Source organism: Paenibacillus sp. FSL H7-0350 (assembly GCF_038593195.1).
In the GTDB taxonomy this organism is placed as follows: domain Bacteria; phylum Bacillota; class Bacilli; order Paenibacillales; family Paenibacillaceae; genus Paenibacillus_AQ.
Genome location: NZ_CP151972.1, coordinates 5726807 through 5741059, shown reverse-complemented (window position 1 = coordinate 5741059; position 14253 = coordinate 5726807). Strand labels below are relative to the sequence as shown.

General features: G+C 56.3%; 1 protein-coding gene. It reads right to left on the bottom strand.

Features of this window, described 5'->3' with window-relative positions; all coding sequences use genetic code 11:
- Positions 1 to 94: 94 nt before the first annotated feature.
- On the bottom strand, positions 95 to 14209 hold the full coding sequence (locus NYE24_RS25910) for an S-layer homology domain-containing protein (protein ID WP_342477009.1): 14115 nt from the start codon (positions 14207 to 14209) through the stop codon (positions 95 to 97).
- Positions 14210 to 14253 lie beyond the last annotated feature (44 nt).

Genomic DNA, 14253 nt, shown 5'->3' with positions numbered 1-14253 from the left:
TCCGGGTCGGGGTGTCCACGCCTTGATTTTCCATGACAGGTTACCGGCAAAGGCCGGTCCTTATGCGGACCGGCCTTTGCTGCAGCCTCATTTCTTACTTGGATACTTTATAGATAATCTTGGATAACGTCATGACCAGCTTGTAGTAATTACTGAAGTCACTAATATACTTGCCTGCCGCCTTTTCGAACATCTTGAGGACAATCTTGGCCCCGATATAATCGCGGTAGACATCCCATACGGCTCCTGCCGAATCCAGCACATTGGCTCCTGATACAATCAGCACCTTCAGTGCATCTTCCGGTTCAATCCCTTCCGTCACCTTCAGCTGATTGGTGGCATCGGCGATACTGATCCTTCCGTTACGCATGGCGGACACCACTACAATCATGGCGATTTCATTGTTGTCCAGCAGCATGCGCTCCACGCTGCTAAGACTGTCATAGAATTCCCGCTGTTTCACGGTGGATACCTTTTTGAGAATACGATAGGTCTCCTTCAGCACGCCGCCCGTGGCCATCTGAATCGCCGTTCCCAGATCCACGAGTGAGATCAGCCCGGAATCCAGCATTCCCTGGGCGATATCATCCATGGTCCAGCCGCCAATCCCCACCAGCAATCCCAGCAGCCAGACCGGCTGATAATTGATCGCGATCAATGCACCTGCTACTTCACTGACCTGTGTAAATCCTCCGTCATACAGTGCTTTGGCTAAGTAATAGTGACTCATACTGCCCTTATACTTATTCAGCAGCTTGGCAATATCAGTTGCGGACAAGCCGAGCTGCTGTCTCAGAACTGCAATGGTATTGTCGGTCTCCACATTCCGGTAGCGGATGTATTCGCTTGGTGTATAGCCATTGCTGATCAGCCATTGCAGCTGCTCGTCCACGGACCAGCTTTTGCCTAGGAAAACCAGTGCCCGTACCACCGGAAGCCCAAGCTTCCTGAGAATCGCAGCAATGCTATCCCCGCCTTCTCCGATAATTTCAAGTCCGCCCATAATGGCTTCACCATCGTAGCCCTGCTCACGCATGGCAAGGGCAATCTCCGCGATTGGTGCATCCGGCAATCCTGCTCTTACGATCTTAAGAACCTTGTAAGGGGTCAGACTCCACTTGCGCAAGTATTGAACGATAGCGGCTGGTGTATTTACGCCGAGCTGCACCAGCTGTATTCCCTGCTCCTCTTCCGTGCCTGCATTCTGACGCATTTCGTTGAAATAATTGTAGCGCATCTTCAGGATGCTGGCGTTGTCGTAGCCCAGGCTCCGCAGTGTATCTACCAGGTAGCCGGACGGTGCCAGCTCAAGCAGTCCCCGCAGATCCAGTTCGGCAGCGACATCATTCGCACTCGCTCCCCGGTCTTTCATACGCTTCAGATAAGCATAGAGCGGATCAGCCCCGAACACTTCGGTTACCGCTGCCCGGACTCGCTCCGCAGGCATCACCGCCGTAGTGATTGCATCCAGCACACCGAGAGCGTCCAGATTGAACATCACCTTCAGCGCAAGCACGATATCGGTATCCCTGAATTTCGCCTTCATATAGTTCGCCACCGTTCCCGGGCTGCCCATAGAGGTTGCCGGAATCAGCTTCGCGAGATAACCGATATTCGTGCTGCTGTAATACACCGTAGTGACGGCCAGACCAAGCTCCGGCCCCTTGACATGCACGGCCAGCAGGGCGGTTGCTTCATCGGCACCCAAGTGATAAGCATCCTTCAAATACTGGAGGATATCCTGCACCGGTGTACCTTGCTTATAGAGCAGGCTTACAGCAGCCTCTGTACCCGTAATTCCATACAGATCAAGTACTTGCTGAAGCGTTCCAGAGGATGTGCCCACTGCGAAATACATTTCGGCCACTGTCTTCTGTACCGCATCCGCAGTGTAAATACCCAGTCCGTTCAGGACGTCCTTCGCCTCTGCCTCTGTCTTGCCATAGCTCTTCTTCAGTAATTCTGCGATATACGCCATCCGGTAGCCGCTTGTACTCAAGACCTGCGCCGCTTGCGGGGCGTCTGTAAAGATGCCCTGCGCTCTGAAGAGCTCCATCACAGCGGGATCATACGCAGTGCCATATATAGCACTGATGCTGCTCAGAACCGCAGAGCTATGGAACGAGCCATCGGCAAGCAGCAATGCTGCCGCTGCGGCCGCAGATTGGCCGTTATACTCTTTGAGCATTCTGACAATTTCCTGTAGCGGGTAGCCTGCGTTCCATAGATAGGCAATGGCCGCTGGCTCCCCTGTAATTCCAGCTTCCTGCAGGATTGATTGAGGCGTGGCAGCCGTAGTGCCTTCCTCCGCAGTTGTGCCGTAGACCTGCCGTACAGTCCATTCTATAATGCTGGCATCTTCCAATTGGAGAGACAGTAAGGCGTCATAGGTAGCCTGTAGCGTATTACCGTAGTAGTTCTTGGATACTTCGCTCACATCCTGCAGTGTGTAGCCCAGCGAACGAAGATATGGCGCTGCATCCTGGATGGAAGCAATACCGCTGCGGTTCAGCAGCTCCTCTACACTCTCATTCACCGGCTTGCCATAGAATTCCGCCACAGCAGCCAGAAGGTCTGCAGCCGGATATTTCCCGGATTGCAGCAGGCTGTAAGTTGTCTCTCCGGCGCTGAGCTTGTAGTGCGTCTTGCCTGCAAGCACCAGGTCGGCTAGTGTAAATCCGGCGCTTATCAGCTCCGGCACAGCATCAGCGAACACGGTGATCCCCAGCGCATTCAGCGTATCGAGCCGGGTCTGCGTCAGATTCTGTCCGTATACATAGGACACCGCACTCTGGATGTCCTCATCACTATAAGTGCCCTCGACAGTCAGAGCGGCGGCAGTCTCACCGGCCGTTAACCGGTAATGCTCCTTGCCCACCCGGACGATCCCGTTCAGATCGAACTTCATGTTGCGCAGGAAGGTTACGGCAGATTCCAGGGTGACCAGCCCGCTGGCTGCCAGTGAATCCACGATACTCTCACGCTGCGAGGTCCGGTAGATATCCGTCACTCCCGCAAGGATATCCTCCTGGCGGTATAACCGGGAATCTGTGAGCAGCTGCAAGGCGGTTCCCGCAGATAATCCGTATTCTGTCTTGGCCAGCCTGATGCTGTTCGCCAGACTGAACCGGGCCTGGAACACAAAGGCAATGGCTCCCTCGAAGGAGGGGTCTCCCTGACGGACAAGCAGTGCATGGATCACCTGCTCTACGGACAGTCCATAGACAGAGGCAAGGGTCGTTACCAGTACATTTTTATCTGCCAGAATATTCTTCTGCACGAAGAGCAGTGCGGTCTGACCTGCGTCCTGGTGGAAGGCGTCTTTGGCAGAGACCGCAATTTCTTTGGGAGCAAATCCCGCATTCCACAGATATTCAACAGCTGCGCCTACTTCAGTAATTCCCTGCTCCTGCAGCGCTTCTGCTACCGTACTTCCGAGCGTCTGTCCGTATACGGAAGCAAGCCCGGAGAGAATAAGACTCTGATCATTCGGATAAGCGGCGGTAAGCAGCTTGGCTGCTTCTCCGGCCGTAAGCCCGTAATAATCCTTGAGTGCGCGGGCAATATCAGGCAGCTTATAGCCGCCCTTCTGCAGAAATTCCAGTCCGTCTCCCGGCGATTCGGACTTGGCCGCACTCAGCAGCTGGGCAATGGTAATCTGCTGCTGGCTATACAGCGACTGCAGCAGCGCAAGCGTTGCCTTCAGGTTGCCCCGCACTCCGGCATGGATCAGCAGCCCCCGCATCACCTCATCCTGGCTGAATCCGCCCTGAATCAGGGCCGGGCCCACCTTGTCCGACTGCCAGTAGGCAGGGTATCGCGCGGCGAGCGTATTAATCACGGAGGCAGCCGTAGCCCCTTGTGCCCGCAGCGTCTGAATCCACAACGCGATTGGATCGCTGCCGTAGGCCCAGGCCGCTGCCCGGCCGATATCCTCCTGATCCTCGTCAGTCTGCTGGAGCAGCTGTGCCACCGCAGCAGCGCTATCCAGCCCGTAGGCTTCGCGCAGGACCAGCGCCCGGTCCTTCAGCGGATAAGGAGCCAGCCGGTCAATGACCTGGCTCATGGTAAGACCTTTTGTAACCAAATAGGCAGTCACATCACTTGCTGCAATTCCGTATGTGCTGAAGACAGACACCCATTCACTCCACCCTTGGCGGTCGAATTCCGCAGCGACCTCTTCGAAGGAATACCCCGCATTTTTCAGCGCAGAGATCAGGTAAGGCATTCCCTTCGCTCTGACACCCCCTGTAGGGTAGAGATTAATCGTTCCTTCCACAATCATGTTCAAGGTATAGCTGCTGGATAAGCTCATGGCCACCGTAATCTCCGGCAGGGTTGCACCAGCGAAAAGATACTGGGTATCCTTCACCACCGTACGTACATCACAAGCGCAGCCGAACCGGGACAAGGCCTCTGTGCGCTCCAGCTCCACCCAATCCTGAATTGTGAGGCCCATCTGCCGGATAAGCGGCTTGGCAATTTCATATTTATCCCACAGCGTGGAGTTGCTCATAACAGCCGCTAGTGCGGTAGCATCCGCCTTCCCATCTACATCCTGGGCGAACACGGTACGCAGCGCCGTCAGGACCTGGTCTGCTTCATAACGGTTATTGTAATCATGGTAGAACAGATCCATGGCTCCGCTCAACGTCAGCGCTGTTCCCGCTTGAATATAGGCATCATGCATCGTCTGCAGCGATTGTACCGGCGTCTTGCCCGCCAGCCTGAATTGTCTGAACAATTCATAAGGATGGCTGCCCTGCTTCAGATAATAATCTGCTAAGAGAACCGGATCATATCCCCCATCCAATAGGTATTTCAGGATATGCTCCCGCTGGGTCTGGGTAAGCCCTGGAGAGAGCGCCGCAATGCTTGCCGGAAGCTCTGCACGGAACTGCTCCCGCAGCAGCGCGGCCCGTGCTGAAGGCTCATATCCGCCAGCAGCGAACTGGGCAAGGATATCGCTTAACGGGGTACCCGCCGATACCCATAAATCATTCACAATGAGGGCAATTTCCTGCACCTCATAGTGCTTGGCCGTTAAGGCGCTAATGATAACAGCGGCTCCGTCACCGGCTGCTTTCACCGCTTCAGCCGCATCCCGGGCAGACACCTTGGCATTAAGCAGCTCTGCCGCCGCATCCTGCTGCGAATACTCCCTCCGCAGCAGAGCATACGTGTAGGCTGCCGGGAAGCCGGCGTCCATGAAGGCCTGCCGCATTTCAGCCGCACTGGCGTAGCTGTACTGCTCTGCAATCGCCTTGCTCACCTCCGCCGCCGGATATCCGGCTTGGGACAGCCAGGTTGCACTTGTAACCGCACTCTCCTGGTACAACTCTTTAATGACCGCTGCCGATTTCGTTGCCGGCTGCTTGCCTTCGGCCATAGCAGACACCGTCTGTGCCGGATTCAGACCATATGCATTCTGGACAGCTCCGGCAATCCCGTTGCTGTCATAACCCGTACGCCCGAGTAACTCCACGGTATTTCCGCTTGTTTCATTCCAGTTCTCCCTCAGGACCTTCGCCGCTTCTGTCACCGGTACATTGTAGCGCTTCAGATATCCCAAGATGTCTTTGCTGAGCAGACCGAATCGCTGGAGGACCGGGCCAATCTCACTGGCCGAATAGCCTGCCGAGAGGAGCTCACCTATAATCAATCCATCATACGCAGCCGTAGCTGGCTTAAGCGAATTGTAAGCATCAAAGAGCGCTGACGCATCCGCGTTCATTGCATACAGGATAGGAGTGATTTCTGAACGGATCATCCCGTATTCGACCAGCACCGCACGGTACAGATTCGCTGCCTTGAAGCCGCCGTCCCGCAGAAGCTCCGCCGTCTCCAGCGCCGTCTTGCCATATTGCTTGTGAAGGATTTGAGCCGGATAGGCTGCATCGTTCTTATAGGCATAGCTGGAGACGAACCCGGCCAGGGTCGCCGCATTGGCCACCGGCAATTCGTCAAAGACAGCCAGGAACGTCTGATTGACCGCCTTCACCCGGTTCACGCCGGTGTAAGCTACCGATACCGTAGAGGCTGAGCCAATTACCCGGCCGCTGCTATTCCAGCTCAGGAGAATCTGCGCCGGATCTGCGCCGAGTGCCGTAGTTACGGAGCTCTGCCATTGTCCGTCGATCTTAACGGAGAAGGACCCGCTTGCTGTTACGCTGGCCAGCGGCTTGTCGAACGTCAGGATCACCTGGGTTCCGCTCTCTGAAGAGGTTGCATCCATCAGTTGCGGCGGCGCGCTTATATTATTCACCGTCAGCTCCGCCCCGAGCTCATACCCCGCTGCGCTCAGCCGCAGCTTGAATTCCTTATTGTAGGCCAGGTTCGCTGCCACCTTGTACGTCTGGCCGAAGTCTGTGGTGGACACTGCGCCCAGTGTGACCGGGTTGTTGCCGGCGTCCTGCAAGCTGAACTGTACATCTGGAACCGGCGCACTGAAGCTTACAGTGAAGCCATTCTCATTCACTCCTGTGAGGCTTGAGGCAACACGGTAAGCCACGTACACTTTAGCCGCTGCGCCAAAATCATACCCCGTTTTCTTCAGAGTCAGCATATACGTACTACCTTCAGCAAGCTGAGCTTGAATGATGAAGGTACCAGCGTCAGTTCCCGCTGCGATCCCCGTCACCTTGATCTTATCGCCTGCAGCCGTAAGAAGCTCCACATCCTCAGGCAGCAACGTGATAGACTTGCGGGCCAGCAGCACACTTATTCCGCCGGTATCCGCACGGGTGACCTGGCTCGTAACCGCAACCGGCAGAACCACTTCCAGCGGCCCTTCTACCGGGTGGATTGAATCCTGCACCGTAAGTGTGTACGTTTGTCCGGCACTTATAGGCACCCGCACCTGATATACTTTGCCCGCATCTGCTGTACCGGGATTAGCATCATAGAATGAGCTTGCGGTAAGGGTTATATCCTGCCCGTCCGGTCCGCTAAGGCGAACGGAAGACAGCTTCAGATCAGGCACGGCCTTGCTCAGATTCAGACTGAAGCCTGAGGTACTAATGCTACCCGCAGTCAACTGCAGCATCGGAAGAACATCCACATGAACCGGCGGGCCAAAATCATACCCCTTAGCGGTCAAGGCCAGCCGGTATCCCGCCCCTTCTATTAGCTTCGCTGCCGCTTGGTACGTCAGCCCGCCGTCCGCCGTCACCAGGGAATCAAGCGCAACAGCCTCACCGCTGCTGTCCTTCAGCAGAATGTGATTGACCTTCAAATCTGGAACTGCGGATTGCAGGCGCAGAGTGAACCCGTTCTTGGACAGCGTCTCAATAGACTTGGCGACAGGCTGCAGCACCGTGAACGGCAGCACCATTCCGAAATCATACCCGTCAGCCGCAATACTCAGGCTGTAATCCGTTCCAAATTGCAGCGCCGCCCGCACAGCGTAGGTTGCACCGCCATCTGCCGTGCTTGCCGCAGATGCAACGCTCTGATTGCCCTCCGCATCCTTCAAGATGAAGCTGGCTGCGTGAAGTCCCGGAACAGCCGGGTCCAGCTTCACCGTCAGCCCGTCTTTTTGTATGGAGTCATAGCTCAGTGCGATGGGAACCGGTACCTTCACCGCAAGCGGGGCTCCGAAGTCGTAGCCTGCCGCAGTCACAGTCAGCGTATAGACCGCTCCAGCTGTAAGATTAGCAGATAACGAATACGCGGCTCCCGCATTCAGCTCTTTGACAGCTGTAACCGGAATGGCCTGCCCGGCAGCATCCACCAGCTTGAAGCTGCCTGCCTTAAGCCCGCCAACAGCCGGGTTCAGGAGAACCGTTACCCCTTGCCCGTTAACCGGCCCTGTCTCACTTGTAATCACACTTGGCAGCGTAGCAGACAAGACCTCCCCGAAGTCATGGCCCGTCTGTTGCAGCGCAATCGTATAGGTCTGGCCTCCGGCAAAGGCTGCCTTCAGGCGGTAGGTCAAGCCATGGTCGTCCGTCACCGCAGAGGACACAGGCAACGCTTGCCCCCTGCTGTCTTTGACCGTGAAATCAGCGGCGCTAAGTCCGAAGACACCGGGATTCAGTCCGATCTCCACGTAATCCGAGCCTGTTCTCAGCACAGCCGCGCTGATCATCGCCGGAACCTCAATGAAGAGCGGAGCACCGAAGTCATATCCCTGCCTCGCAATGCGCAGCGCGTAACGCTCGGTTCCCCAGAAGCTCGCTTCCACCTTATAGGTGAATCCTCCGTCTGCCGTAGATATTTTCAAGGGATGAGTCTGGAGTGTGTTCTCCCCTTGGGTAATGTTGAAATCGCCCGGCAGCAGACTTGGCATCGCTTGATCGAAACGGACGGTGAACGCCTGATTGTTCCCGCTCTCCATCCCCTCGAACGCAGCCGCAACAGCCTGAATGGACAACGGCAGCTCCGTACCCAGATCATATCCCGCCACATGCAGGCCCAGCTTATACTGCACGCCTGCCTTCAGATAGACACTAACCTCATAAGACCGTCCTGCATCCCGGGTAAGGATCGAACGGAGGTTAACCGTTTCTCCCTGCTCATCCGTCAGGCTGAGATTCCCGGGGTCCAGACTGAGCGGGGAAGACAGATTCAGCTTGAAACCGGTCAGCGACAGCTGATCCACCGTGACCGCAGCCGCATTCAGGGTGAACGGGTCAATGCTGTCAAACACATACGGCGCCTTCGCAGCAATCTTCACCGTGTACGTCTTGCCGCCGGATAGCGGAACAAGCACGTTATAGCTGCCTGGAGCAGTGGAAGCCTGGAGGGATTGTACCGCAGCGATATTTCCCCCTTTATCAGTGACGGTAATGTCCGCAGCACTCAGACCGGGCACCTCCGAGCTAAGAACAAGCTTGAAGCCGCTCCGCGACTGGCTGTGAATAATTGCATATACCCCAATCTGGAAGCCCACGGTAAGCGGTGCTCCGAACAGATAGCCGGGATACTTCGCCTGCAGGGTATACGTCTCGAAGGCGTCAAATTTCCCTTCAATGTTATACATCGCGCTATCCGGACCTTGAGAGGTCACCGTAATTGCGGTCTTGCGGCCTTTGCTTTCATACAGGGTGAAGTGCTCCTGTGTCATATCCGCCAGATTCGGCGCAACCGACACCACAATCTTGTTCCGCACAGTGCCGACCAGCCAGATTGCAGCCGACGCCAAGATATCGAAGGAGACCGGTGATGCCAGCCGGAATTCCTCTCTCGCCAGATCCAGCATATACCCCTTGCCTGCTGCCGCCGCATTCAGCGTCACCTGGTAGCTTAACCCCTGATCCGTTGTCTTAAGTGAATAATCGGATTCTGGGAGCAGATTGCCGCTTGGATCGCGGAGAATCAATTGCTGCGGGGTGAGACCGGGAACCCGGGAGCTGAATTGAAGCTTGAACCCCAGTACCGTCACATTGCTGACCACAGCCGTAATCGTTGCAGATATTGAAAAAGCAACCGGTTCATTCACCTGATAAGCTACATCAGGCTTGTACTGCACCGTATACGTCTGTCCGCCTGCAAAGGCACCGGCCAGAGTGTAATGAGCGCCCGCATCCGTGGTCGCCGCTGATGTCAGTGCAATGCTGTCACCGGAGGCATTCCGGATCACAAAATGCCGCTGGGCCAGCCCCGGAACCGGCGCATCCAGCTGCACCTTCACGCTTGCTGTCGTCGCCTCCGTAACTGTCAGCGCTGGTGGCAGCCGGAAGGAAACCGGATTCATTGAGAATTCATCCTTGTCCAGCTTAACCATATAGGCCATACCCGGCTTCAGCTGATTGCCCGGCACTCGAATCTGGTAGCTCGCCCCGCCGTCTGCCGACTCGAACAGATTCGGATAATAGAGCGTGCCCGCTTCATCCGTTAACGACAGTCCCAGATAATTCTCAATCTCCGGGAACGCGGGAGTGAACTTCAAGGTGAACCGCCCGTCCTTCGTTACATCCGCTATGCTGGCGGCAATCCACTTATTCACATGGAACGTAACCGGCGAGTCGAAGAGGATGAACCCTTTCTTCAGCACGATCGTGTAGTCTGCATTCTCCGCAAGTGTTACCCGCACACGATAGGTCCCGCCATTGTCACTCGTGCTTAATGTAATTCCGCTTAGCTTGTTATTCTGCGCATCCGTGATCGTGAGGTCACCAGGAAGCAGGCCCATCACCGGATTGGCAAAAGAAAGCTCGAAGCCTGTACTCGTGATCTTCGATACACTTGTTGTTCCTGCGTCTGTGGTAGCCGCAACCTTGAAATTCACACCCGCTTCCGGCAAATGCCCGGCCAGCTTCAGATTGTAGCTGCCTCCCGCCAGATGGGCCGACAGCCGGTAGCTTGCGCCCTGGTCCGCCGTTGACGCCGAGGATATCACTACCGGATCACCTGTATCGTTGTTGAGCAATACGAAACTCCCGGCATCCAGCCCATCCACGGCATAATCAAGCTTCGCAAGCAGCCCATTGTTCTCAATCTCTCCGACAGAGACTGTAGCGGTTAGCGGAACCAAGAAAGAGACAACGTTCGGGTCCACCTCCGCATCCAGCGCGAGACTATAGTAGCCCGGAATCAAGGCGGCTGAGAACTGATAGCTTCCGCCTTCCGGATCATTCATGACCGCCTTCTTGATGGGAACCTCCGGGCCTCCAAAAGCCTTGGTTAGCTTAAAGCCGTATTGCGTATTAATCTTCATCGCAGGTGCCATCACCAGCGTGAAGCCGCTGTAAGTCGGATCTACCACCGTGTTCTGGGCATACACATAAATCTTCTTCGGCGCGCCGAAGTCATACCCGTCCGCATGGGCAGATACGTAATAACTCTGACCGCCCTCTCCGTCAAAAGTCACTACATAAATCCGCTGCTGGTTATCCCACGTCACACCTGTAATCGCAACCTCACGGCCTGCCAGATCCGTGGCGCTGAAATGTTCAGCCGTCAAATCCGGCACGCGCGGATTCAGTCCGGCCATGAATTGGGTCGGCTTCCGCCCCGCTCCCCACACATTCAGAGTCGCATTCACCAGTGTGGCCGGCTTCCCGAAGCTGTAGCCCGGAGCCGTAAGGCCAAGTACAAATGGGCCTCCGGCATTAATCTCCGTGGTCAGCAGCTTGTAGGTGCGGCCCCCGTCACTGGAGCTCGCCGAGTCCAATACAACCGCCCCGCCGCTGCTATTCTTAAGCTCAAAGGCTGAGACTGTTAACCCAGGTACCGCCCGCCCGAAGTGAACCGTAAGGCCGCTATAAGCACCAGGGTATCCGTCGAAGGTCGTATACTTACTGATCTCCACTGTCTCAGGAACAATTACGGTCCCTTGTATGAACCGTCCGTCATAGAGATTGACGCGGTAAGCATAACTTCCTGCTGCCGGCAGATCCGCAGCTATCATTGCCGATGTTCTGTCCGGGCTAAACTGGACTTCATCCACCGCTACGGCCCCGCCGCCCGGAGCCTGCAGAGTCATATCGCCTGCCGGGAAGTCCGGTGCGCCCTGCGCAAACCGCAGCTCGAATCCGCTATGCGTCACCCAGCCTGCCGAAGAGGGAACTTCCTCTGCCTGGACCGCCAGAGCCGCCGGTTCGGTGAACTCATACCCGTCCATATCAAGTGAAAGGGTATACGAATCCTTCGGCGCCAGGCTGGCCCACACTTCATATTGCCGGCCGGGAACCACTGTACTAAGCATGTCGATACTGACAGGCTCGCCTGCCGCATTCTCCAGCACCAGGCTCAGCGAATCTACATCCGGCACTGTCTTATCCATGGACAGGATGAAGCCGTAAGTACGTACGGTGCCAACCGAAGGTTCAACCTTCACCTTGCCTGCGGCTGGTACAGTCACTTCAAGCGCTGTCCCGAAGCTATAGCCGCTCCGTTCCATACTAAGCGTGTAGCTGCTGCCCGGGACAAGCCCTGCCGTAATCGTGTATACACCGCCATCCTCTGTGGAAGCCGCTCCGTCCACCGGAACGCTGCTGCCATCCCCCACTGACAAGGCGAAATGGGCAGCGGTCATTCCCGCTACTGGCGGATTCAAGGATACCTGGAAGCCCGTCTCCGTGATGCCGTAGACCTCAGCAGATACTGAGATCACCACCGGGTCCGTGACCGGAACGAATACGGACACAACCCCGCCGAAGTGGTAGCCCGCCTTCGTCACGGTTAACAAGTAGGTAGCCCCTTCCTGCAAGCCGGCTGCCAGCAGGTAAGAGGTTCCGCCATTAAGAGCGGCAGCCTCTTGAATAGCTACTGCCTCGCCCGTCCCGCTGCGCTTCAGGGTGAAGCCGGACAGCGGCACATCCGCGACCGGCTGATCGAATTGGACCTCCAGGCCAGCTGCGGTGATATTCTGCACCGCCGTAGCCACCCGAATATCCTCCGGTATGATCACTGGAACAACGAAGGTAACCGGGGCGCCGAAGACATACCCTGCCTTGGAGAGAGTCACAGAGTAGGTCTCTCCCTCCTTCAAGTCTGCGGCAACCCGGTAAGTGCTTCCTCCGTTCAGTGAGCCGATGAAGGAGATCCCGACAGCCTGTCCCGCGGCATCCTTCAGCAAGAGCTCTGCTGCTGTCAGATTCGCAACAGGCTTGCTGAAGCTAAGCATGAAGCCTCCCAGGGTGCCAAGTGAAGCAGTGACTGCTACCTCAAGCGGCTGCCCTGCAGGCGGCAGGGTCGGCTGAGGCGTTGGGGACGGAGTCGCTGTTGGGGACGGAGTCGCTGTTGGGGACGGAGTCGCTGTTGGGGATGGCGGGGTCGTCGGATTGCTTCCGCCACCGCCGCCTCCACCACCACTTCCTCCGCCAGTTCCACCTGCTCCACCTGCTCCGGCAGGAGCCGTGCTTGCAGCCGGAGCAGTAACCGTGTACTCTCCGCGTGTCGTAGTCTCCACGCTGCCTGGGGAACGTTCAAACACTACTTTCGGAGCATCTACCAGCGCCTTCACGATTTCCCCAGTGCCCGATACACTGGCTGTGCCATGCAGCTCCAGATCACTCACCTTAACGCCTTCGTTCAGTGTAATGGCCGAACTACTAACTCCCCCGGCAACGCTTAAGCGGCCAATGGTCCCTGAGGTGACCACAACCTTGACGTTGCTCTTAATCTCCACCGAGCTGAAGTCTCCGCTCAGGGTAACTTCACCCGACCCTGAAATGACCACTCCCTCAATCCCGCCGGAAGCTGTCCCGCTCTGCTCTGACTCAAGCTTAGCATCAGACTGGACATTCAACTGCCTGATGATCGTTGTCCCACCGATGACAACCCGTACCAGACCATCCGCGCGATCTACGGTTACAACTCCGAGCCGGGACTGATTGATATGTACACTATGGGCACCGCCGCCTTGAATATCCGTGCTGCCCTGTACCGTCACCTGTTCAAGGTAGATCTCTCCGTCTCCAACCTTGGAGCCGATGAGCAGATTTCCTTGAACCTGTATATTGCGCAGCTTTATGCCCGGCGCATTCAGGGTAAGATCACCGGCCACGGTGAACGAACCTGTAGCAGGACCATAAGTGCCGCCGGTCTCCAAGGTCTTCGCCGGAGGAATGATCCCTCCCTCTGCATGACTGCCGGACTGCTGCTTCAGACGATCCAGCAGCACAACGGCTTCGGCCCGAGTAAGCTGCCGTGAAGCTGCAATCGTTCCATCCGGGAAACCCTTCATGTAACCGGCACTTAGTACAGCACCCAGTGCATCACGGCCATAGCCCGGAATACTGCCCGCATCCTTGAACACCTTCAGCGGATCTTCGCCGTCCTTCATCAGCACAGGCGTAAGCTTGGCGAGCATCACAGCCGCCTCCACCCGTGACAACGGCTTGTCCGGCTGGAAGGTCCTGTCAGGAAATCCCGTCACATATCCGGCCTGGACCGCTGCCTGCACCTGTGAGACGAACCAGGCCGCAGAGGGAACATCCTTGAAGCTGATCTTTCCCGTTCCCTGGTAAGCAAACAAGCGGTTCACTAACGCCACAAACTCTATGCGTGAGATAGCCTGATCAGGCCGGAAACTTCCATCCTGGAAGCCTTTGATATACCCGCCTCCTATCCATTCGCTCATTTGCGGCTCCGCCCAATGACCGCTAATATCACTCGCAGCAGAGGCGGTCCCGTTCACAGCCGCAGCTTCTGCCTGGCCAGTCTGCCAAAGTCCGGGATTCCACAGCCCCGCAATTAGACTGACAATCAACAGCCAATGGAGCAAGAGCCTGATTCTCTGTTTTGCCCGGTGGTTCTTCACGTCAATTCCCCCTTCATCACAGCACCCATATTTTCGACAATCTT